At 35.7% G+C, this 21,681-nt stretch carries 24 protein-coding genes and 1 pseudogene; 8 read left to right on the top strand and 17 right to left on the bottom strand.

The features are described 5' to 3' along the window. Positions 1–41: 41 nt before the first annotated feature. The 4 genes from FH036_RS10715 to FH036_RS10730 all read left to right on the top strand — a co-directional run bounded on the left by FH036_RS10715 (position 42) and on the right by FH036_RS10730 (position 4,464). Complete coding sequence (locus FH036_RS10715; RefSeq protein WP_139895732.1) at positions 42–1,241, top strand: ABC transporter permease; 1,200 nt, start codon at positions 42–44, stop codon at positions 1,239–1,241. A 191-nt stretch (positions 1,242–1,432) separates the two neighbouring features. Next, entirely contained in the window at positions 1,433–3,430 is a 1,998-nt protein-coding gene (locus tag FH036_RS10720) for a catalase (protein ID WP_139895733.1), read from the top strand. Between the two features lie 23 nt (positions 3,431–3,453). Further along, positions 3,454–3,969, top strand: a complete 516-nt coding sequence (locus FH036_RS10725; protein ID WP_136363058.1) for a type 1 glutamine amidotransferase domain-containing protein — start codon at positions 3,454–3,456, stop codon at positions 3,967–3,969. A gap of 291 nt (positions 3,970–4,260) precedes the next feature. Further along, positions 4,261–4,464 carry a hypothetical protein gene (locus FH036_RS10730; RefSeq protein ID WP_001063865.1) on the top strand — a complete coding sequence of 68 codons (204 nt, stop codon included), beginning with the start codon at positions 4,261–4,263 and terminating at the stop codon, positions 4,462–4,464. Positions 4,465–4,515: 51 nt separating this feature from the next. Here the strand turns inward: FH036_RS10730 and FH036_RS10735 are convergent, their stop codons facing one another. Next, positions 4,516–5,778, bottom strand: a complete 1,263-nt coding sequence (locus FH036_RS10735; protein WP_000508226.1) for an MDR family MFS transporter — start codon at positions 5,776–5,778, stop codon at positions 4,516–4,518. A 105-nt stretch (positions 5,779–5,883) separates the two neighbouring features. Between FH036_RS10735 and FH036_RS10740 the strand changes: the two genes are divergently transcribed. After that, a complete protein-coding gene (locus FH036_RS10740; RefSeq protein WP_139895734.1) occupies positions 5,884–7,623 on the top strand; it encodes an SgrR family transcriptional regulator in 1,740 nt (579 codons plus the stop codon). A 31-nt stretch (positions 7,624–7,654) separates the two neighbouring features. Further along, positions 7,655–8,173 carry a general stress protein gene (locus FH036_RS10745; protein ID WP_139895735.1) on the top strand — a complete coding sequence of 173 codons (519 nt, stop codon included), beginning with the start codon at positions 7,655–7,657 and terminating at the stop codon, positions 8,171–8,173. Between the two features lie 49 nt (positions 8,174–8,222). Here FH036_RS10745 and FH036_RS10750 read toward each other — a convergent pair whose 3' ends face one another. Beyond that, the gene (locus tag FH036_RS10750; protein WP_139895736.1) at positions 8,223–8,771 is read right to left on the bottom strand and encodes an NAD(P)H-dependent oxidoreductase; all 549 of its coding nucleotides are present in this window, start codon (positions 8,769–8,771) and stop codon (positions 8,223–8,225) included. Positions 8,772–8,790: 19 nt separating this feature from the next. Further along, the gene (locus FH036_RS10755) at positions 8,791–9,330 is read right to left on the bottom strand and encodes an ester cyclase (RefSeq protein WP_139895737.1); all 540 of its coding nucleotides are present in this window, start codon (positions 9,328–9,330) and stop codon (positions 8,791–8,793) included. A 168-nt stretch (positions 9,331–9,498) separates the two neighbouring features. Here FH036_RS10755 and FH036_RS10760 point away from each other — a divergent pair, with 168 nt between their 5' ends. Further along, entirely contained in the window at positions 9,499–9,837 is a 339-nt protein-coding gene (locus tag FH036_RS10760; protein WP_001059470.1) for a winged helix-turn-helix transcriptional regulator, read from the top strand. 32 nt (positions 9,838–9,869) lie between these two features. On the opposite strand, the gene FH036_RS10765 is transcribed toward FH036_RS10760, so the two are convergent. The 6 genes from FH036_RS10765 to FH036_RS10790 form a co-directional block, all read right to left on the bottom strand. Next, positions 9,870–11,072 (bottom strand): MFS transporter, encoded by a 1,203-nt coding sequence (locus FH036_RS10765; RefSeq protein ID WP_087957483.1) that lies wholly within the window; start codon positions 11,070–11,072, stop codon positions 9,870–9,872. 211 nt (positions 11,073–11,283) lie between these two features. Further along, positions 11,284–11,862, bottom strand: coding sequence for a TetR/AcrR family transcriptional regulator (locus FH036_RS10770; protein WP_016716563.1), 579 nt, complete (start codon positions 11,860–11,862; stop codon positions 11,284–11,286). A 152-nt stretch (positions 11,863–12,014) separates the two neighbouring features. Next, a complete protein-coding gene (locus FH036_RS10775) occupies positions 12,015–12,329 on the bottom strand; it encodes a DMT family transporter (RefSeq protein ID WP_000539674.1) in 315 nt (104 codons plus the stop codon). Between the two features lie 2 nt (positions 12,330–12,331). Further along, positions 12,332–12,676 (bottom strand): DMT family transporter, encoded by a 345-nt coding sequence (locus FH036_RS10780; RefSeq protein ID WP_000790625.1) that lies wholly within the window; start codon positions 12,674–12,676, stop codon positions 12,332–12,334. Between the two features lie 353 nt (positions 12,677–13,029). Continuing rightward, positions 13,030–13,485 (bottom strand): N-acetyltransferase, encoded by a 456-nt coding sequence (locus FH036_RS10785; protein WP_000686674.1) that lies wholly within the window; start codon positions 13,483–13,485, stop codon positions 13,030–13,032. Between the two features lie 128 nt (positions 13,486–13,613). Further along, positions 13,614–14,108: an Lrp/AsnC family transcriptional regulator gene (locus FH036_RS10790; RefSeq protein WP_000446106.1), complete on the bottom strand. Its 495-nt coding sequence runs from the start codon at positions 14,106–14,108 to the stop codon at positions 13,614–13,616. Positions 14,109–14,313: 205 nt separating this feature from the next. Between FH036_RS10790 and FH036_RS10795 the strand changes: the two genes are divergently transcribed. After that, a complete protein-coding gene (locus tag FH036_RS10795; RefSeq protein ID WP_139895738.1) occupies positions 14,314–15,225 on the top strand; it encodes a DMT family transporter in 912 nt (303 codons plus the stop codon). A 34-nt stretch (positions 15,226–15,259) separates the two neighbouring features. Here the strand turns inward: FH036_RS10795 and FH036_RS10800 are convergent, their stop codons facing one another. The 8 genes and pseudogenes from FH036_RS10800 to FH036_RS10835 all read right to left on the bottom strand — a co-directional run bounded on the left by FH036_RS10800 (position 15,260) and on the right by FH036_RS10835 (position 21,614). Further along, positions 15,260–15,745, bottom strand: a complete 486-nt coding sequence (locus FH036_RS10800; RefSeq protein ID WP_000897971.1) for a PRK06770 family protein — start codon at positions 15,743–15,745, stop codon at positions 15,260–15,262. After that, entirely contained in the window at positions 15,745–16,146 is a 402-nt protein-coding gene (locus tag FH036_RS10805; RefSeq protein ID WP_139895739.1) for a nuclear transport factor 2 family protein, read from the bottom strand. Before FH036_RS10805 ends, FH036_RS10800 begins: the two co-directional genes overlap by 1 nt. A gap of 156 nt (positions 16,147–16,302) precedes the next feature. Further along, the gene (locus tag FH036_RS10810; RefSeq protein ID WP_001077751.1) at positions 16,303–16,707 is read right to left on the bottom strand and encodes a DoxX family protein; all 405 of its coding nucleotides are present in this window, start codon (positions 16,705–16,707) and stop codon (positions 16,303–16,305) included. Between the two features lie 160 nt (positions 16,708–16,867). Next, the gene (locus FH036_RS10815; protein ID WP_000901934.1) at positions 16,868–17,932 is read right to left on the bottom strand and encodes a DUF871 domain-containing protein; all 1,065 of its coding nucleotides are present in this window, start codon (positions 17,930–17,932) and stop codon (positions 16,868–16,870) included. A gap of 48 nt (positions 17,933–17,980) precedes the next feature. Beyond that, positions 17,981–19,345: a PTS transporter subunit EIIC gene (locus FH036_RS10820; RefSeq protein WP_139895740.1), complete on the bottom strand. Its 1,365-nt coding sequence runs from the start codon at positions 19,343–19,345 to the stop codon at positions 17,981–17,983. Positions 19,346–19,369: 24 nt separating this feature from the next. Next, positions 19,370–20,254 (bottom strand): N-acetylmuramic acid 6-phosphate etherase, encoded by an 885-nt coding sequence (gene murQ, locus FH036_RS10825; RefSeq protein WP_044791246.1) that lies wholly within the window; start codon positions 20,252–20,254, stop codon positions 19,370–19,372. A 153-nt stretch (positions 20,255–20,407) separates the two neighbouring features. Then, positions 20,408–21,271 (bottom strand): MurR/RpiR family transcriptional regulator, encoded by an 864-nt coding sequence (locus tag FH036_RS10830; RefSeq protein ID WP_000648180.1) that lies wholly within the window; start codon positions 21,269–21,271, stop codon positions 20,408–20,410. Positions 21,272–21,288: 17 nt separating this feature from the next. Next, a pseudogene (locus tag FH036_RS10835) lies at positions 21,289–21,614 on the bottom strand (outer surface protein). Positions 21,615–21,681: the final 67 nt, after the last annotated feature.

Genomic DNA, 21,681 nt, shown 5'->3' on the forward strand with positions numbered 1-21,681 from the left:
TTTTCTAAAAACATATATAATAGAACAAAGAGGTGAAAAACATGTCAATCGAATCACTATGGAGCAGCCGCTTCCAACAACATATGCAAAATATCATTACATACTTTGCACGTATGATTAACGGTTTACTATATAGCTTTATCTTTATTTCATGCGTTGGCGCATACTACTATGCTCAGTTTCTAAAAGCATCTCCTTCTAAAGGAATATCTTTACTACTCATCACGATTGTACTTACATTCATTATAACGAGATGCCCGATCCGTACATTTATTCAAAAACCTGATGCTGTCTATTTACTAGCACTAGAAGAGAAATTAACATCTTATTTCAAAAAATCTCTTCTATACAATTATATCATTCAGCTTTTCCCATTATTATTTACGTTTCTTATTCTCGTTCCGCTTGCGCTACAATCATTGCAAGTAACGGTGCCTTTCTTATGTACAATCTTTATCGTTTTAATGATTGCGAAAGCTTGGAATATGTACATACATTGGATGTGGCGTGATAGTCATGAAAAAAGCATCTGGCTTATCATTCGTATTACTTGTAACGCACTCATTATTTACATGCTGTTTTACTCAGCAAACATTCTCATATTAGGGGGATTACTTTTACTGCTTGCTTTCCTGCTTCTATATACGAAAAAGCAGCCTACAAAACGAATACCGTGGGATTACATAATTGAACAAGAAGAAAAAATGAACGTTCGTTTTTATCAATTTGCTAGCATCTTCACCGATGTTCCGCAACTAAATAAGCAAGTAAATAAAAGAAAATGGCTTACAACTTGGATTGAACCTTTATTACATAAAAAACGAGCAACTTTCTTCTATTTACATACACTCGCATTTTTACGCGGGAATGATTATTTCGGTATATATATTCGCTTAGGGCTGATTGGTGCCTTCGCCTTATATTTTATACCAAACATATACGTAAAAGGCGCTATCGCATATATCGTCCTATATATGATTTCTATGCAGCTCCGTTCCCTGTGGAAATATTTTTCGGGAAATATTATTGTAGCATTATATCCAATTGATACTGAAAAACGACTGAATCAATTTCTTCACTTAATCTTTATATTACTAAGCATTCAGCTCATTATATTTTCAATTGTTATACTCATTGCTACAGGTCAATTTTTACATAGCCTTATCATTATGATTGTCGGGTTACTCTGGATCAAATTTATTATTGTACAAAAAACGAAACAACGCGTTTCTTCGTTTTAACGAAAAGAATTATCTTAAATGCCAAGGAGAAAATAAAGTATCTCCTTGGCTTTTTTATTTTCCCTTCTCAAACAAGAATCACTGGTACAACCAACGTTTTATGATTTTTACATACAAAAACGATAATACATGTTTACATCCTAACAAAAAGGGTATCTATTAATTAACAGCGTAAAGGAGGGGCCTATATTGTGAATAAAAAAACGGAACAATTGGAACACCACGTTACGGATAATCAACGCAAACATGCTTTAACAACAAACCAAGGAGTAAAAATAGCCGAGGATGAATTCTCTTTAAAGATGGGCTTAAGAGGCCCAACCTTAATGGAGGATTTCCACTTTCGCGAGAAAATGACCCACTTTGATCATGAACGAATTCCTGAAAGAATTGTTCATGCACGCGGAGTTGGAGCACATGGTCATTTTCAGCTTTATGAATCTTTAGAAGCATATACAAAAGCAGATTTCCTTACTAATCCTTCAAAAAAAACACCTGTATTTGTACGGTTCTCAACCGTTCAAGGCTCTAAAGGATCCAATGACACAGTAAGAGATGTGCGCGGATTTGCCACAAAATTTTATACAGATGAAGGTAACTATGATTTAGTAGGTAATAATATGCCAGTATTCTTTATCCAAGATGCTATTAAATTCCCTGACTTTGTCCATGCAGTTAAACCAGAACCACATAATGATATTCCTCAGGGAGCTAGCGCTCATGATACATTTTGGGATTTTGTTGCCCATAACCCCGAGTCTACTCATATGGTTATGTGGCAGATGAGCGACCGGGCTATTCCGCGTAGTTTACGAATGATGGAAGGTTTTGGGGTTCATACATTTCGACTTATTAATAAAGAAGGAAAAGCCCACTTCGTAAAATTTCACTGGAAACCTACCCTCGGAGTTCATTCATTAGTATGGGATGAAGCTCAAAGAATTGCTGGGAAAAACCCTGATTTCCATCGTCAAGATTTATATGAAGCAATTGAAAAAGGGGATTATCCAGAATGGGAGCTTGGATTGCAGCTAATTCCAGAAGAAGATGAGCATGCATTTGATTTTGATATTTTAGATCCAACGAAATTATGGCCGGAAGAAGAAGTTCCTGTAAAACTAGTTGGTAAAATGACATTGAACAAAAATGTTGATAACTTCTTTGCAGAAACGGAGCAGGTAGCTTTCCACCCTGGCCATGTCGTACCAGGTATTGATTTTTCAAATGATCCTCTTCTGCAAGGAAGATTGTTCTCCTATACAGATACACAATTATCTCGTTTAGGAGGCCCTAATTTTCACCAAATTCCTATTAACCAGCCCGTATGTCCTTTTCATAATAATCAACGTGATGGCGTGCATCAAATGCAGATTCATCGCGGTCAAACAAGCTATCACCCTAATGGCTTGAATAATAATCAACCAGCAACCGTCCAAGCCGAACAGGGCGGATATGAGCATTATCAAGAAAAGATTGATGGACATAAAATTAGAGGCCGCAGTAAAAGCTTCCTTAACTTTTATTCTCAAGCTAAACTTTTCTACAATAGTATGAACCCTATTGAAAAACAGCACATAAAAGATGCATTTTGCTTTGAAGTTGGGAAGTGCAAATCAGACATGGTGAAGGCAAATGTAATTGCTCTTTTAAACCACGTCGATCGTCAATTAGCAAAGGAAGTCGCTAACATAATTGGAGCCCCTTTGCCTAAAGAAAATCACGAAATAAAATCGGATGCAAAATCACCTGCACTCAGCATGTCCAACACTATTTTTAAAGCTGATTCCAAAAATGTGGCAATTCTATTGAATGGTGACCCAAGCGTCTCCCTTCTGTCCGAATGGATTCAAGCTTTTGTACAACACCGAATGAACTATGGCATCATAGATAATAAAATTCATCATTTCAATGATTCCATTAAAGTAACGGATACTTATACAACAACAGACTCTGCACTTTTTGATGCGGTATTAGTGTTTAGTAGCGAATCTGTCATTCACCCCCCTGTTTTAGAATTTGCAGAAACTACTTTTAAACACTTTAAACCGATAGCCTATGTCCTTAGCGATCCTCATGCTTTAGACAATAGTAAAATCAAATTAGATGGAGCAGGAATTTACAACTTAACAAACACTTCAATTGAGTCATTTATAGAAGGCATTGCCCAAGGACGATTCTGGAACCGATAATATAATATAAGGAGCGGATTAGAATGAGTAAAAAAATTGCTATTTTAATAACGGATTATTTCGAGGACACAGAATACACAGAGCCAGCAGAAGCTTTTAAACAAAAGGGATATGAATTAACAACTATTGAAACTGAAAAAGGGAAAACGGTACACGGTAAACAAGGAAAAAGTGAAATTGTAATTGATAAAGGTATCGATGATGTTTCTCCAGAAAACTTTGACGCACTCTTCATACCAGGCGGATTTTCTCCAGATATACTTCGTGCGGATGAGCGTTTCGTTCGCTTTAGTAAAGCATTTATGGATACGGAAAAACCGGTTTTCGCTATTTGTCACGGACCCCAATTACTCATCACTGCACAAACACTTGAAGGACGCGATGTGACTGGATATAAATCTATTGAAGTCGATTTAAAAAACGCTGGCGGAAACTTTCACGATAAAGAAGTAGTCGTATGCCAAAATCAGCTGGTCACAAGTAGACAACCTGAGGACATCCCGGCGTTTATTGAAGAATCGTTGCGTATATTAGGATAGCTACTTTGGTTAACTAACCTCCTTTTATTTACATGAAAATAATGAATCAGCCCTCACCAACTGGTCGTTTACAGGAAATCCGACCTCCACAAATAGCGGGATACATAAAAAGAAGGGAATCCAAAAGTTCAGTTTTAATAATCTTTTGGATACCTCCTTTTTTCGTCCCAAAATTTCTAATCACTTTTCATAGGCAGTTCTCATATAGTGAAAATGACTATATCATTCCTATCCATAAGTTAAATCATGCTTTTACACATATATAAATACAAAAGATGGGAGCCTATATTTATGAATAACAATCCACCTTCAACGCCCCCAAATCCAACGGAAACGAATAATAATGAAGTGAGCTTACAAACGTTACGCGTCATCGGACTTATTGTACTAATTAGTGGCTACATATTAGTCACTCTTTCTGAAGTAGGCACATTAAAAAATCTTTTGCTACAGCCAGATACCACTCCGAATTTAGCTGAAGTTGATCCGTTCTAAAAATTATATAAAAAGCGAGTCCCAGTATAACTGGTTCGCTTTTATATAGTTTCATCCAATTTGAGAAACATTTCTCTCCTCCTCATACTTCTCTTTCCCTATCGCTTTCATAAATAATAAAATACTGCTCATACCAACGATAAAATACAGAGCACTCATGCCCCAAGATGCGATAAATGAACCTAGCATAACACCTAATGCCCCGTTCATTTTTGCCACTTGAAAGACCATTCCGTTAATCGCCATATATGAACCTCTCGCCTCATTTGGTACCATATCTGCCATAATAGATTGACGCACTGGCACATACATCATCTCGCCTACCGTTTGGAAAAGCCCTGCAATTAATAAAATCCATAAACTATTGCTCGTTCCGAGTATTGTAAATCCAATTGTATAAATGAATAAGCCGACATATAATATTTTCAAATCGTTGAAGCTTTTCAGCATTTTAATAAGAAGTGCTGAACATAATACAACTAAAATTGTATTCTCTGCAGAAATCCAGCTCAGCATGCGAATACCTGTTAAATCAAACGTAACACCATTCCCGAATAAAAAGTGCACCGTTTCAAATTCCTTCTGCAAACGTACTCCTAAATAATTATTAATTTGAAACTCTAACGATAATGTACATATACTCGCTGCACAAAAAATTAAAAATGCTTTATCTTTCATTACGACTTTATAACTATCCGCCATATCTTTTAATACATTTTTCTTCTCTACTATTTTTCTAGCTACATACACCTCTTCCATATATACAGCCATCACATATAAAGTAATAACTGCAATCACTGTTAATCCGATAAACAATTGCAATCTATAGTTCTCAAATAGTAATCCGCCAAATATCGCTCCAATCGCAATGGATAAATTAATTGCCCAGTAGTTAATGCTGTACATCACTTTTCGATTTTCAGGTGTACTTACATCAATTAACATTGCCTCTGTCGCAGGGTTCATAAGTCCAGATCCTAAACTATTCACCAACATAAATATAAATGTTAGCCACGGTGAATCTACATAATCGGAATTCGCAATCCCCATACAAGCAATGGAAATGACTTGTATACTTTGACCGATAATCATCACCTTTTTACGACCAAGCCGGTCTCCAACATATCCACCGTATAAACCAATTACTAACGAAGCTATGACATTACTAAGTAGTAACGCACCAGCAATCGCACTACCTAACTTTATTGAAAAATAAATCGCCATAAATGGAAAAATCATCGTGGATACAGTACGTGTTAAAAACGAAGTTATAATTCTAATCTTTATATTTCGATGCATACTCCAAAATCCCATTGTTTCCCCCTCCTTATGCTTACTTATTTTACTTTGAAAAAAAGGAAGAAAAAGGTTAGAATATTCTAAAGAGTTTCCCCTTTTATAATAGAAGGAAGTGTATATATGAAAATTATGGACTATTACATTAGACTAAGACTACATGCACAAGATCAACAACATATGCGAAATAGCTTACAAGAATTAGCGGATGTTTTATATTGCAGTACGAAAAACATAAAGATTTTATTAAAGAAAATGAGCGAGGAGCAATTAATTCACTGGACTCCAGGGCGAGGCCGCGGGAATAAAACGGAAATTCTATTTATACATAATTTCGTAGAAGCGATTGAGTCCTATACAGATGAACTGTTAGCGCAAGAAAAATTAAAAGATATCTTTCTTCTTTTAAAAGAACCCCTACCCCTTGCACTTCAAAAAAAGATAGAAAATAAACTACATCATCATTTTGGATACGAACCTTCAAATGATATGTACGACATATTAAAGATTCCTATATCGAGAAAGATATTCCCCTTAGATCCGGCTTTTGTGGCTGTAACTACAGAAAGCCATCTTACAAGTCAAATTTTTGATACGTTAGTCGTTTATAACGATGTTACGGAAAAAATGGAACCACACATTGCCCATACGTGGGAATTAAGTGAAGACGGGCTGACGTGGACTTTTTATTTACGAAAGGATGTATATTTTCATAACGAAACAGTTTTAACTTCTAAAGATGTACGATTTTCATTTGAAAGACTAAAAGAAGTTCACTCTCCTTTTGAATGGTTAACAGAAGAAATTGTTCAAATTGAAACGCCATCACCACTGCAAATAAGGTTCCATTTAGCAAAGCCCAACCTTTTCTTCTTACACTATGTAAGTTCCATACAACTAGCAATTTTGCCGCGTGATGCTAGTATTCAAAATCATCATTATATAGGTACTGGACCTTTCAAACTTGCTCATTACTCTGAAGACAATATCGTACTCGAAGCGTTCACTCATTATTTTAAAGAACGCGCGTTATTAGATCGTATTGAATTTTGGGGTATTCCGGATCATGTACAAATCGATGCTGATTATGAACTACCAAATGAAGAAGAAAATGAAAGGCATGATATACAAATAGAAGAAATAGGTTGTATTTATGCTGGATTCAACTTTACAAAACCTGGTCCTCATCACGACATTTACTTTCGAAAAGCTTGGAGAGAACTATATGATGTTGAAACGATACTTCGTAGCATAGAGGGTAGACGAACAATTGCTGCATCAAGCTTTTTCCCTGAAAGAAGCCGCCAAGCTACTAAAAGGTCCTACTCTTTAGAAAAAGCAAAAGAGTATTTAAAAAAGAGCACTTATAATGGAGAGACGATACATATTTACTTCTTCGCATTTAAAGATAGTGCAAATGATGCATATTTCTTAAAAGAACGATGTGACGGTCTAGGTATACAAGTAGAGCTTCACCCATTTCTCGTTTCAGATTATATGAACCGTTCTATCGATCAACATGCCGATATTATTTTCATGGGAGAAGTGTTTGCTTCCAATCACGAACTTGCATTCTTAAATGTATTTAAAAATAAAAGTTGCTTCATAAACCGGTTCATGGACCCGCACTATGAAAAACAAATTAACTGTTTACTTGATACATTTTTATTAGAAGAAAATAAAGAAAAGCGCTACGAGCTCATGTATGAGATCGAAGAATTTTTACAAACAGAACACATCATTTTATTTAACTATTACGTTTTAAAAAGAAAGACATACCCTTCTTCTTTAAAAAACGTAACAATTGATTCATTCGGTTGGGCAAATTTTGCGAAGTTATGGGTACAGCCATCCACTTATTAAATTATGTGGGCTTTTATAAAAGGAGAAAAACATGAAACACACCTTAGAAAAAAGACTTTCCTATCTATACACAGGTGAATTATTTTCAGTCATTACTTTTATTTTCACAAGTTACTTACTTAATTATGCTTATCCTACGTTACATTTATATTCCCTGTATTCTTTTTGGGTCTCATTTCTTCTTTTAGAGTTTATCTTATTACAAGGAGTAATTTACTGGTACGTAAAGTGGAAACGACTAAAAAAAGAGAAAACATCTGTTACGCCCATTAGGATGATTCAATATTTAAAAATACTTAAAAAGATTAATATAGCATTCACTATCACGGGATTTATTACGTTTACTATTGATGTTGTAATTTTGTATCCCGACTTACCTTTAGGCGGGGTATCATTCATCCTATTTATTTATATTTTTGCATTACTTGAGTACATTAACTATTATCATACTCAGCTTTCATACAATAACATCTCTGATATGAAACATTTACTCAAATCAAAAAAACTAAAACAGTCCTGTATAAGTAAAGATTTTCAACGTATTTCATAAGAGAGAAGGGACTACCTCCTTAGTAGTACCTTCTTCACAATACAAACTATTATTGAATTATTTCATCTAAGTGATCTTTCAAGTTTAATAAAAACTTCTCAATATCCGGATTCTTTACCACATCATAACAAGCAAAACTCTTTAACGGACTCATCCCAAGAAACTTCTGCACGCGGTGTAAATGACTAAGCGTTGATTCTAGACTTTCCCCTTCAAAGAACTTCGTCTTATCTCCAAATGAATTTTCAGGTGCATTCCAAGTTGTAGAGAACATATACTCTTTCTCTGTTAATAAACCACCTGTTCCGTATTCATCTGCACCTTTAAAGAACAAACCGTATTCATATACTTCATCCATATACGTTTTAAATAATCCTGGAACACTAAACCAATAAATCGGTGTTTGATAAATCACAACATCAGCCCATAAAAATTTATCTTGTTCTTCTTTAATACTATAGCCATCTTGAATCGTTGTTGTTTTCACTTGATGGTTCTCGCTTAATACCGTCACCATATGATCCACTAACGTTTTATTTAATCGTCCTTCCTTTGTACCGTATTTTTCATGTCCATTTATAATAAATATATTTTTCATCGTTTTCCTCTCCCCTACTCTATTCCTCACTTATTAACCCAAGTTGCTGTTTCAACGTAAGATTATCTTCTAAATGCCAGTCTTCCGTAATCTTTCCGTCTTTCACATGCAAAATATCTATTGCAGAAAAGCTAATATTTTTACCGTTATGCGTTCCTGTAAAAGAAAGACGAGCTGTTACTTTATCACCGACGACTAATAAATCTTCAATCTCGCAATGTATATTAGGAACGACTTTACGAAAATTTTGTGCTGCAAACTTTAACCCTTCAACACCTTGTGGTCGCCCTTTTGGCAACGTATTATCGAAGAAATTTTCAGTAACAGTCTGCGGAATAAGTTCCTCCTTACCTGTATCCCAAAATGCATAAAAACGCTGCGCCGCATGAACCATTTCTGTCGCTTCTTTTTTACTTAGTGAGGGATCAATTGTCATTGCTTTTGGCTTTGGCATTTCTTTTAATAACTGAACTTCCGTTTTTTGTTCCACACCACATGCTACGAGCACAATACAAATAACAAACAAACTAAGAAACCCAAACAACTTTTTTATCCCCATGAAAATCACCACCTCCTCCTCTAAATCCTTTGTATTTCGTATTGCTATTGTATATGCACTAACTTTCTTTATGGAAGTAGTGATATTTTTTTCATATAGTTACCAAAAGTATAGTTTTGTGATACTATAAAGCAAATTCATCAAAAAAATTTTATGGAGGCTAGTTCCATGAACAATATAGATCCAGTTGAATTAACGAAAGGTTTACCTGGCATACCTTGTCCCATCGCTAAAACCCTTGATGTAATCAGTACAAAATGGACGTTTTTAATCATTCGTGATCTTCTTATCGAAGGAACATTACGCTTTAGTGATTTACAAAAATCAATGGACGGGATTAGTCCGAAAACATTATCACTTCGACTAAAAGAATTAGAATCTCAAGGCATTATAACGAGAAAAGTATATCCAGAAGTTCCGCCTCGTGTAGAGTACACATTAACGGATAAAGGAAAGCAATTAGAGGGCATATTTATTGAATTAAAACGGTTTGGATTAAGCTTATAAAACAAAACCCCTTACCGTCGTAAGGGGTTTTATTACTTCGCAAAACTTTCAGCTAGCTGTTTCTCTCTCCACATAAATGTAATAGCGAGACCAACTATTAAAACAACTCCTGAAAATGCATATGGATAATGAATGTTCATATCAAATAATATTCCACCCATGGCCGGTCCTGCGATATTTCCTAAACTCGTATAAGTCGAGTTCATACCAGCAACGAATCCTTGCTCTTTTCCAGCTGCTTTTGATAAAAACGTCGTTAAAGCTGGACGAAGTAAATCAAATGCAAGGAAAATGAAGCACGTAACGAGAAGTACAATCCAATAATTAAAGACTACAGTTGAAACGAACGCTAATACTGCACCTACAATTAAACATATTTGAATTAACACTTTTTCACCGAATATATCAACCAATTTACCAAACATAAATACTTGCACAACTACCCCAAAGATTGAACTAATTGTAATAATTGCCGCAATATCTTTCGGTGTAAATCCAAACTTATGATCAGAAAACAGACTAAACACAGTTTCATACGCTGATAAACCAAACGCAAGTACAAATACGATAATAAATGCGATTGCATACATTGGATGTAATGATTTCTTTAAATCACCAATAAAACTCGATTCTTTCGTGTTAGCAGAAATCTCTGCAAGCTCTTCTTTCGTTAACGGCTCTTTTAAAATAAATATAGAAATGACACATGCTATAAAAGCAATTGCTGCAGCTACAAAGAACGGCACACGTATACCGTATTCTGCAATAAATCCGCCAATTCCAGGCCCTATAATAAATCCAGTACTAATTGCCGCAGATAAATATCCCATCGCCTTTGGACGCTCTTGCATAGAGGTAATATCCGCAACATATGCCGTAACACCAGGCATAATAAACGCAGCACTAATTCCGCCTAACACCCGTGCCACATAAAGCATCCACACATCTTTTCCTAATCCAAAAAGAAGTTCTGAAACACCAAAGATAAATAAGCCAATGATGATCATTTTCTTCCTACCGTAAAGATCGACCCACCGGCCTGTAATAGGTGATGAAATGAGCTGAGCCATTGCAAACACTGCAACGAGGTAACCCATCGTCTTCCCTGTTAAATGCATGTCATTCATAAAGGACGGCATAACCGGAATGATTAATCCAATCCCTAAAAAAGCGATAAATATATTACTCAAAAGAATGACCAGTACCATCTTTTGTTCTTTTATCGGTTTCTTCAATTTTAACACCTCTTCCCGCAAGCTCCTCTCAAAAAATAATGCCCAAGAAGCTTTTTCTTTATCCTGCTATTTGTGCGCTAATCATGAGTAGAGATGCCTCCACTCATTAGAATTTCACTCTATCCTTCCACACATACATAAGTATTAGGTGAATGACTATCATTCATTTTCCCTCAAAAATGAACCTACCTTCTCAGACAGGTTCATCTTACTACTTCTTTATATGTAGTGCATGTGTTAAAAAATCTAGTACTTCAGCCTTTTGTAGCTCGACTTGCTCATCATCTTTATGATCATATAAATAAACTTGCTCCGCTGCGGATTCAACTAGAGCGATAAATAACTTCGCTGTTCGCTCTGCGTGAACCGAATCACGAATTTCACCAGCTTCTTTCGCCCCACTTAAAAATTCACTTAGCCACATATAAAGAGGCTCATACACAGCTTCCCATTCTTTTATATGTTCTGTAGATGCAAGACCTGCATACATTAAAGCTTGTATTTCACGATATTCCGCTATGAAGTGAAACACCGCATCTATTACTTGCGTAACTTTACTTGAAAAAGGCGCATCGTTTTGCACTTTTTCTTTCACTGCAAGGATCATCTTCTCAACCATCACTTCTGCTATTGCAGGCATAACAGATAACTTAGAAGGAAAATATAAATAGAAAGTTCCTTGTGCAATGCCAGCCAATTTCACAATATCAGAAATCTTCGTTTTTTCAACGCCTTTTTCCTGAAACACTTCAATAGCTGCATAGACAATTTTCTCTTTTTTATTCATCATCTGAACCCTTTCACACGCGTATTGAATGACTGTCACTCATTTTATAAGATAATCGATTGTACTGTCAATGATAGTGAACTTTGCGAGGAAATCATTTTTTTCATAATAAAATCTCCTAACAAAAAATTAGGAGATAAAAATGCCAAATACCTTTAAGAAAGAGCCTTTAACCCTGTCACGCCGCATACAATAAGAGCTACACTAATGATACGTGCTTTACTTTTCGACTCACCAAACAGGAACATGTTTAATAAAACGGCACCTGCTGTTCCAATACCAATCCAAACCGCATACGCGACACTTACTTGTAAAAATAAGAAAGATGTATACAAGAATGCAAAGGATGTAGCAAACCCGCCTATATAAAGTGCTCCATTTGCTAACGTTTTATCTTTACTATACATTTTAAGACCGATCACACCGACTATTTCACTAATTGCAGCACAAAATACGAAAAACCAACCCATCTTTAAGCAGCTCCTTCCATAGTATCTTCTTTATTATCAGCTAGCTTTAAACCGATAACGCCAGCTACAACCATCACGATAAAGAATAATTTTCCTACACTGAAACTCCCGCCAAAAAGGAATACATCCATTAAGAAAGTACCTACCGTACCAGCTCCGGCGAAAACAGCATATACAGTCCCTGTTGCAAGATGTTCACACGCTTTAGAAAGGAAGTGAAAATCAACAGCGATAACTCCTAAAATAATAATCCAATGCCACCAAGTATTGGCCGTATTAAAACCAAACACCCAAAAAATTTCAAAGATACATGTTAATATGACATATAACCAAGCTTTATTTTTCATACCTCTCACCTCTCATGACTGACTATCAGTCATTTTTGTTTTAAAAAAATATGCTCTTTCATCACTACTATATAAACAACTATCATCCTCATTTACCTTTTGTATTTGTTCCGTTTTCAAACTAACTACATCCTGACACAGGAAATGACTGAATGTCATTCATATGTATTGTACATGAATATTTTAAAAACTGTCAATGCCGAAAGTTTATTTAAAATTTCTTTCATCTGATTTGTATATTTCCTAATAATCTGTCAATACTGCTAGTAACATAATATTTTCTCCACTCCCCCTTGGAGAGATCCCTTAAATAGAGCAGTTAGCTTTTGCTAGCTGCTCTTATTTCTTTTGCTTCATCCAACGTACCGAATCATCGCTACTTCATCACAATAATCTACCTTTGGACAATGTCTACAATCAATCCATACCTTCTCTGGTAACGCCTCTCTATTCACAAAATCAAACCCGCACTTTTGAAAAAATTCCGTTTCATATGTTAAAGAAATAACTCTGCTCACTTTTATTTTCGCTGCCTCATTTATTACATGGTTTACTAACATACGTCCGATACCTTTCCCTGCATATGTATGCGAAACGACTAACGATCGTACTTCTGCAAGGTCCTCCCCTAATACATGTAAACCAGCAACTCCAACGATTTTCCCCTCTTCTTTCATAACATATAAACATTGTAAATATTGATAGAGAGACAAAAGAGAACGCGGTAAAACTACCCCCTCTTTTGCATAAACTTCAATGAGACTATAAATTTCTTTCACATCACTCGTAACCGCATTACAGATTTTCATACGCTATCCCCTTGCCCCCGATATTAATATTTATAACTCAAAATGAATTTTAATACACAATTTTATATAATAATACATCTCTCTTTTCTTCTCGTCAATCACTTTATACAAACAAAAAACCAAGCAATCTAATCGATGCTCGGTTCCTCATTTCGTATCGGTAATACCGTCGAATATTTAATTTCACGAAGTGCTAAACTCGTCTGTATCCTTGTAATACCAAGCTTATTTAGCTTTCTAATAAACTGCTCTAGTTCTTTACGATCACGATTTGCAACCTTTAATAAATAATCATACTCCCCTGTTAAACAGTGACATTCTAACACTTCCGGCATCGCTTCTAATTCTTTTTCCAACACTTCAAGTTTATCCGATTGATGAATATTCGTACTCATAAAAATGAAGCATAACAAATCAAAACCAAGCTTTTCTTGGTTTAAAATGGCTACTTGCTTATCAATGAATCCTTCTCCATCTAACCGTTTAATTCTTGCATGCATTGCAGCTGGTGATAAATTAACACGTCGCGCAAGCTCTGCATTACTTACTTGTGACTCCTTCTGTAATATATCTAAAATTTGTACATCTAAATCATCCAACACTTTAATAACAGACGACTCCATTATAATTCCCCCTTATTTCTTACCGATGATTATTCGAAAAAACACCTTATAACTTATATAAAATTGAATATCTTTCTTTAAATAGCTTCTACAACAAAACATTTTATCGATTTTTATCCATTATACAAAAGAATATATTACACAATAAAGAAAAATGTTAAAATTATTTACAATTCACATTGATTACAACAAAGGGGATTTTAATATGCCTTATTTTTATGTCTTTTTACTATTACTAACGAGCTTATTATGGGGAGGAAACTTTGTCGTTGGAAAATCACTTGTTGATCACGCATCTCCAATGACACTTACAAGTTTAAGATGGATAATTGCGATCGTTTGTTTATTACCAATGGTATGGTTTAAAGAAAAGAAAATCATTCCACCTCGTGCTGCAATACTTCCGTTACTACTAATGGGGATTTCAGGGGTCGCTCTTTTTAACATCTTTCAATTTTTAGCACTAGAAAAAACATCCGCAACGAATGTAGGGCTTATTTCTACATTAAATGCGATTTCAATTGCACTATTTTCAGTATTATTTCTAAAAGAAAAAGTAAACACACTTCAAATTCTATCCATGATTCTTTCATTCTTTGGGGTTATTCTTGTCCTATTAAAAGGTGATTTTTCACTTTTATTTTCATTACACTTTAATAGTGGCGATTTATGGATGATTGCGGCTGTTTGTATTTGGGGAATCTATTCTGTTTGTAGTAAATGGGCAACAAAGACAACGACACCACTTATGGCGACGCTATACTCTGGTATTTTCGGCGTTATTTTATTACTGCCATTTAACATAGGTAGCTTCACTGTTACAAATATAAATACTTCTTTCATAACTTCACTTTTATATACAGGGCTTATTTCCACAGTTCTTTGCATGGTATTTTGGAATATTGGCGTACAAAAATTAGGAGCAACTACATCCGGCATTTTTCTAAACTTCAATCCCATTTTCACAGCTATTTTAGCATTCCTTTTCCTCGGAGAAGAATTAACGTGGATTCAAATTGTAGGGACAATGATCGTTGTGACAGGATGTTATTTATTTTCTCATTTCAAAACAGTTGCCGTTCAGCCTGTTAGACCTTTAATGCGAAAACATTCTTAATGAAAAAACATCGTCATCTGGGTTGGCGATGTTTTTATTTTCTCTTCATTTCTTTTATATACTGCTTTTCCTCTTCTGGCGATAAACGTTCCGTCGCCTTGCCAGTATCTCCACCTTGAAGGCTCCATAAAAAGTTATGCTCCTCAACAGTTTGAGAAAAATCTCCTTTTTCCCATCTATTTATAATAGAAAATAACTTCATTTTATATTGAAAACCTGTGCTATTTTCAATATCTCTTTTCACATTAGAAATTTCCTTGTTTGTCATTTCTACAAATCCCCATTTTTCAGAGGATTTTACCTTTTGGTGTACCATTTTGTGCATAGTAGAAATAATTTCACCTTCACTAACTTGCGGAGATTCTTCTGCAACTTTCTTCTCTTTTTCGTTTGCCACTTGCTGGGTTTGAATATTTTTATTTTCTTTTTCCACATATGCAAGCAATTTCTTTCCGCCAACTATAGACGAGAAAATTATTATAATTGTAATGCATATACCTACGCCCCATTTAAAAAGCATTAACTCTTCATCGCTTCTCTAACAAGATGACTATCTACATATTGCTTAAACTTCACAATTTTTCCGTTCTCAAGTTGCCATACATGAACAAATTCTGCTTCAAATGATTTTCCCGTTTCTTTATAAACTCCTGAATACATACCTTCAGCAATAATTACATCTTTTCCGCTTACTTCATGATATGTATTTACACTTGCTTTATAATCATCCCATTCTGATCCTAATCGGCTAAATACATTTTCCATTATTGTTTCTACACCTATATAAGTTCCCCCGTATGGGAATCCTTCTGCCTCTGTCCATTCTACTTTTTCAGAGAGGGCTTCCGCTAAATGTTTTGCATTCGAAGAAGCTGATCCTTCATATGTACTTCGAATTATTTCTAAATTTGATTTAGACATGTTACTTCCTCCCGTTTTATTTATTTTTCGCACAAGGTGTAACCAACTTCGTTACAACTCGTGCGAAAAAATATTTAAATTATTTTATTCTTAATCTATACGTTGTAATTATTATAGTTACAATAATGATTCAAGTCAACAATTTATAAATAAAATCTACTTCGTTTTCATTACTTTCTCTTTTAAGAAACGATCTACATATCCTTCTGCTTTTACAACGAATAAATACGCACCCATTGATAATAATGCAAGGTCTAATTCATATCCTGGATTCTTTCCATCTCCTAATAAACCTGCTGCTCCATTTACCTTTACGATAGCTCCAGCTAAAATTAGTGCAAATAACAATCCTACATATCGTACGCCTAAACCGATAATTAATAATATACCACCAACTAATTCAACTGTTGCTACGCCATACGCTAGACCACCCGGTAAGCCAATGCTTGTAAACCAGCCTGCTACGTTATCGATACCTGATTGAAACTTCGCTAAACCATGTGCAAAGAACGTTACTCCTAACACGATACGAATAATTAAATTCCCAATATATTGATTCATTTTTTTCTCTCCTTTTTGTTTTGTTATGGTGAACTTTTATTTACAAGTCAAAACAATACGGTATTTCATTTCATTCGTCAAATACTTTTTTAAAGAAAACAAAAAACATTATCCCTTTTACGGATAATGTTTTCCTACAAAGTAGCGTTAATTCAAGCTTTTACTCTATCGCACAAAAAAGTTGAAACATTTTTCCAGCGCCAACATACGGCAATAAAGAAATATCCTCTTCTACAACCATGCCAACAACGTTCACTTTCTCATCTACAGGCAAATCATGTATAGCAACTTGCATCTCTCCAGCATATCTACCGTACAATTCATTATCAATTGTAATGCTACCTTTCTTTCTTGAAATGGTATGAATCGGCTGTAAAATCACTTTATGTTCTTCTCGCGATTCTACTGAGCGAATAACATCACGAGCTGGATCTAGTCTATTTGTATGCACTTGTTCCACTATTTTTAATACTTCTTTATCAGTTATAAACGATTTGTACCGCAGCGGAATAATCCCTCTACTCGCACTCGCTATCTCTTGTACACTTTCTAGACTTCCGCTTATATCCCCGATTAACACCTTATCGACACCACAATCTTGTACAAGTTCTAAATACGCTTCAAGCGGGCGCATATTGCGGTGCTTTTCTAACGTTGGTAATCCTTCATATAACGGGCCCCGTTTCTCCCCATCCCCTGGAATAAATGCCATCGTTTTTATTCCGCACGCATGTAAATATTCGTTTTGTTTTTGTAAAAAGGACTTTGCTAGTCCTGTTTCTGGGCGCGGGTAAAAATTATGCCACGCTTCTACATTCTCGACCCGTATCTTTTCAGTAATTAACTCTTTCCAAAATGAATCTGTAATCGTACTCGCATTTAAAGCTACTTTCATCTTGTGAGATACGCGTGCGATTTCTTTTGGCGTGATGCCATAGTCCATTCGTAAACCAGTAATTCCCCACTCTACTAACTCTTCCACATTTTCGTACGTCATTCCTAAATGGTGTAGCGATTTTTGAGAAACATCAACCATTAATTCCATTTCATTTTCAAGAGCCTGTTTCCCAAGTATTTGAATTAACTCTTTATACGTATTTGGATCATCTTCTGGTATATGAAGTGATGTAAAAATAGATAAAAATCCGTTTTTCTTCGCTACTTTTAGCCATTCTTCTTGTTTCTTTACTCGCTCTTTTGAAAGATAAATTGATACTCCTAGCATATGAATCTCCCTTTCTATGAATAAAAAAAGAGAAAGGAATCCCTTTCTCTATATGTTTTCTGCCATTTCTTCTTTAAATCCGAAGAAGTACGTAAAGATGAATCCGAACGTATATGCCACTACTAATCCAAGGAAATATAATAAATATTTATTATCAGCAATTAACGGAATTAATGATAATCCAGATACACCGATTCCGAGTGCAGCTGTTTTCATAACTGCTTGGAATGCACCGCCAACTGCTGCTCCTAAACAAGCTGTAAGAAACGGTTTTCCAAGTGGTAATGTAACCCCATATAATAACGGTTCGCCAATTCCTAAAAATCCAACTGGTAATGCCCCTTTAATTACGTTACGAAGTCGTTTATTTTTTGTTTTTACAAAAATCGCAATGGCTGCACCTACTTGACCAGCTCCAGCCATTGCGAGTACTGGTAATAAAGGTGTTACGTGCGTTTGATTAATAAACTCCATATGAATCGGTGTTAAACCGTGATGTAATCCGACCATAACGAGCGGTAAAAATGTTCCTGCAAGTACTGCTCCCGCAAACGCGCCACCAATACTTAAAATACCATTAATTCCGCTCGTAATTCCTTCAGATAAGAAACCTGCTACCGGCTGAATTGCTAACATCGTTACGATACTTACGACTAACACAGTAATAAGTGGCGTTATGATAATATCAACTGCATTTGGTACAGCTTTTCGAACTTGTCTTTCCACTACAACCATAAGCCACGCTGCAAAAATAACTGCAAACAATCCGCCCCGTCCGGGTACGAGCGCTTCACCAAATAACTTTACGTTCGCCATCGCTGGATTGAAAATTAAAATACCAGCAATTGCCCCAAGAACTGGAGTCCCGCCAAACTCTTTCGCTGTATTCCAACCGACTAAAATGCCTAAGAATGTAAAGATACCGCCGCCAATAAGTAGTAACATTTGTAGCCATGTTGCATTCGGATCAGCACCTGCGTTTTTCGCAAAGTTAGCAACCCCATTTATAATACCTGACGCAACAAGACCCGGAATTAACGGAATGAAAATACTTCCTATTTTTCTTAAAAAGTTTTTCACTGGTGTATTATTTTTCTTCTTCATCTCTGACTTCATCTCTTGCCCAAGATCTTCAAGGTGATGATCTGCCACCTCACCAATTCGCAGTCCCGTTAAACCTTCCATCTCTGCTGCTACTTTATTTACCGTTCCCGGACCAACGACAACTTGAAGCGTCTCATCTTCAATAACGCCCATAACCCCTTCAACCTTTTTTAAAAGGTCCATGTTTACTTTACTTTCATCATGAAGCGTTAATCGTAGTCTCGTCATACAATGAGCAATGCCACGAATATTTTTTACTCCCCCAAGTTGCTCTGAAATTTCTCTGGCCATTCTCTCTTCTTTCTTCATAATAGAATCCCCCTCCCTATTATTTTATAGTGCCTTCTTCACAAACCCTTTCGCTTCTTTTAGTTTCTCCAGTGCTTCCCCATACTCACACTGCAATAACACCATAACAATCGCAGCTTTCACATTACGTTCTGCTTTTTCATAATACTCCGCTGCTACTTCATAACTAACACCTGTTGCTTCCACAATAATTCGTTTTGATCGTTCTATTAACTTTTCATTTGTAGATTGAACATCTACCATTAAGTTTTTATATACTTTCCCTACACCAATCATAGATGCTGTTGAAATCATATTGAGCACTAGTTTTTGCGCTGTACCAGCTTTCAAACGCGTTGATCCTGTTAAAATTTCTGCGCCTGTTTCTACTTCCACGTTTAGTTTTGCATATTTACTTATTTCAGCATTTTTATTACAGGAGATACTAGCTGTACTCGCTCCTACGCTATTCGCGTACTTCAAGCCACCAATAACATAAGGAGTTCGACCACTTGCTGCAATTCCAATCACTGTATCTTTCTCATTTAATCCAGTACTTTTTAAATCTTCTTCTGCTAATTCTTCGCGATCTTCTGCACCTTCTACCGCTTTAGTAAACGCTTTCAACCCACCTGCTATAAATCCTTGCACCATTTTATCGTCTGTGCCAAATGTCGGCGGACATTCCACTGCGTCCAAAATACCTAAACGGCCACTCGTACCAGCCCCAATGTAAATTAATCGGCCCTCTTCTTCGAAAGATTTAATAACAGTCTGCACAACTTTTTCAATCTGCTCTATTTCATTTTCAACTGCTAATGCAACAGTTCGATCTTCTTCATTCATACTTTGCAGAACTTCTTTTATGCTCATCTCATCTAAATTCATCGTCTTCTCATTACGATGTTCTGTCGATAAATTTTCTAACATATTCCCACCTACTTTGAAATTTAATTTCATACTTTCATTATAACTTCAAGAAATTTAAAATCAATATTACTTTATTATTTTATGAAATTTAATTTCTTTTCATGACGAATTTATGTCCGTCCGTATGCAAAAAAGATGGGTTTCCCCATCTTCTCATTTCAGCTTCCGTAATCGCAAAGCTTCTTCTCTTGTTTCCATAAATTGATCTAGCACTTTATTACCAATGCGATTAAAGGTAATCACATATAGAGCATCTATCATGTTCAATTGCGTCATTCTTGAAGCAATACTTGCAATACGATGATCTTGTTCTACATCTGGCATACAAAGACGAATATCCGCCTCTTTATATAACGGTGATGATTGATCAAGCTTCGTAATCGCAATAACTGTTGCACCCTGTCTCTTCGCATATTGCGCCATTTCAAGTACATCTTTCGTACGACCAGATGTTGAAATCGCCACAAATATATCGCCTTCTTTTAAATTCGTCACAAGCGGCAACATCATATGAAAATCAGACAGCATCATTGCCGTAAATCCGAGCCGTGTAAATTTATAAGCCCCGTCCATCGCTGGAGTAGCTGATCCGCCTACTCCGTAAAATATAATTTTATCCGCATTTACAATACGATCTGCTGCTTTCTCAAGCTCCTTCTTATCTATCGCCGTAACGCTCGCCTCAATTGCAGCTTTATTCACATATGTAACTTTATTAAACAAGTCATACGGTCCATCTTCCGTATTCATCACTGAAAAATCGTTAATATTATAATCAGCAATCGTTAATTCACGAACGAGCGCGATTTTAAATGCTTTAAAGCTCCCAATCCCAATCGATTTACAAAAGCGAACGACACTCGCCTCACTTGCGCCTGCATTCGTTGACACTTCTTTCGTCGTTAAGTTCGGAACAATCTCTGCATTCTCCGTTATGTACATGGCAACCTTCTTTTCAGCTGGTGAAAATTGATCCATATTACTTTCAATTTTAAATAGTAATGTTGAAGCTTTCACTATTTAACCTCCACTTCTTACGGTTGCGTATATTCTCTACTCTCATTTACACCATATAGATAAAAACCATCATTACCAGGTGGATGGTGAACAATTACAGTTCCATCCCTTTTTTATATAGCGTTATTTCACCTTCAAATCGGTATTTTCCCCATCCATGTATCCAAACTGCACAGTCAGGTACAAAAGCAGTCTACTTATAGTCTTTCGGGTTTTCATCTTCTACATAGGAAGAAAAAATAGAAACCGGAAAATCTTTCGCTTTTGATTCTTTCCATGCAGTAAACGGTGTACATACTGCAATAAGTATGATTATACCGATAACCTTCCCTCTCCTCGTCATATTACATACATAGATTTTACCATAATTACAACCTATTCAAGCTAATGACTATTGCTTTTTACTATAA

The organism is Bacillus sp. CD3-5 (assembly GCF_006349665.1).
Taxonomy (GTDB): Bacteria; Bacillota; Bacilli; order Bacillales; family Bacillaceae_G; genus Bacillus_A; species Bacillus_A paranthracis.

Bases quoted from the DNA above. Each gene is read 5' to 3' on its own strand.
- FH036_RS10790 (WP_000446106.1), bottom strand. From the start codon at position 14,108: ATGGAGTCGTCTGTTATTAAAGTGTTGGATGATTTAGATGTACAAATT.
- FH036_RS10775 (WP_000539674.1), bottom strand. From the start codon at position 12,329: ATGGGTTGGTTTTTCGTATTTTGTGCTGCAATTAGTGAAATAGTCGGT.
- FH036_RS10795 (WP_139895738.1), top strand. From the start codon at position 14,314: ATGCCTTATTTTTATGTCTTTTTACTATTACTAACGAGCTTATTATGG.
- FH036_RS10770 (WP_016716563.1), bottom strand. From the start codon at position 11,862: ATGATGAATAAAAAAGAGAAAATTGTCTATGCAGCTATTGAAGTGTTT.
- FH036_RS10760 (WP_001059470.1), top strand. From the start codon at position 9,499: ATGAACAATATAGATCCAGTTGAATTAACGAAAGGTTTACCTGGCATA.
- FH036_RS10755 (WP_139895737.1), bottom strand. From the start codon at position 9,330: ATGGGGATAAAAAAGTTGTTTGGGTTTCTTAGTTTGTTTGTTATTTGT.
- FH036_RS10725 (WP_136363058.1), top strand. From the start codon at position 3,454: ATGAGTAAAAAAATTGCTATTTTAATAACGGATTATTTCGAGGACACA.
- FH036_RS10730 (WP_001063865.1), top strand. From the start codon at position 4,261: ATGAATAACAATCCACCTTCAACGCCCCCAAATCCAACGGAAACGAAT.
- FH036_RS10800 (WP_000897971.1), bottom strand. From the start codon at position 15,745: ATGCTTTTTAAATGGGGCGTAGGTATATGCATTACAATTATAATAATT.
- murQ (WP_044791246.1), bottom strand. From the start codon at position 20,254: ATGTTAGAAAATTTATCGACAGAACATCGTAATGAGAAGACGATGAAT.
- FH036_RS10805 (WP_139895739.1), bottom strand. From the start codon at position 16,146: ATGTCTAAATCAAATTTAGAAATAATTCGAAGTACATATGAAGGATCA.
- FH036_RS10750 (WP_139895736.1), bottom strand. From the start codon at position 8,771: ATGAAAAATATATTTATTATAAATGGACATGAAAAATACGGTACAAAG.
- FH036_RS10740 (WP_139895734.1), top strand. From the start codon at position 5,884: ATGAAAATTATGGACTATTACATTAGACTAAGACTACATGCACAAGAT.
- FH036_RS10785 (WP_000686674.1), bottom strand. From the start codon at position 13,485: ATGAAAATCTGTAATGCGGTTACGAGTGATGTGAAAGAAATTTATAGT.
- FH036_RS10815 (WP_000901934.1), bottom strand. From the start codon at position 17,932: ATGCTAGGAGTATCAATTTATCTTTCAAAAGAGCGAGTAAAGAAACAA.
- FH036_RS10715 (WP_139895732.1), top strand. From the start codon at position 42: ATGTCAATCGAATCACTATGGAGCAGCCGCTTCCAACAACATATGCAA.
- FH036_RS10810 (WP_001077751.1), bottom strand. From the start codon at position 16,707: ATGAATCAATATATTGGGAATTTAATTATTCGTATCGTGTTAGGAGTA.
- FH036_RS10820 (WP_139895740.1), bottom strand. From the start codon at position 19,345: ATGAAGAAAGAAGAGAGAATGGCCAGAGAAATTTCAGAGCAACTTGGG.
- FH036_RS10745 (WP_139895735.1), top strand. From the start codon at position 7,655: ATGAAACACACCTTAGAAAAAAGACTTTCCTATCTATACACAGGTGAA.
- FH036_RS10735 (WP_000508226.1), bottom strand. From the start codon at position 5,778: ATGGGATTTTGGAGTATGCATCGAAATATAAAGATTAGAATTATAACT.
- FH036_RS10780 (WP_000790625.1), bottom strand. From the start codon at position 12,676: ATGAAAAATAAAGCTTGGTTATATGTCATATTAACATGTATCTTTGAA.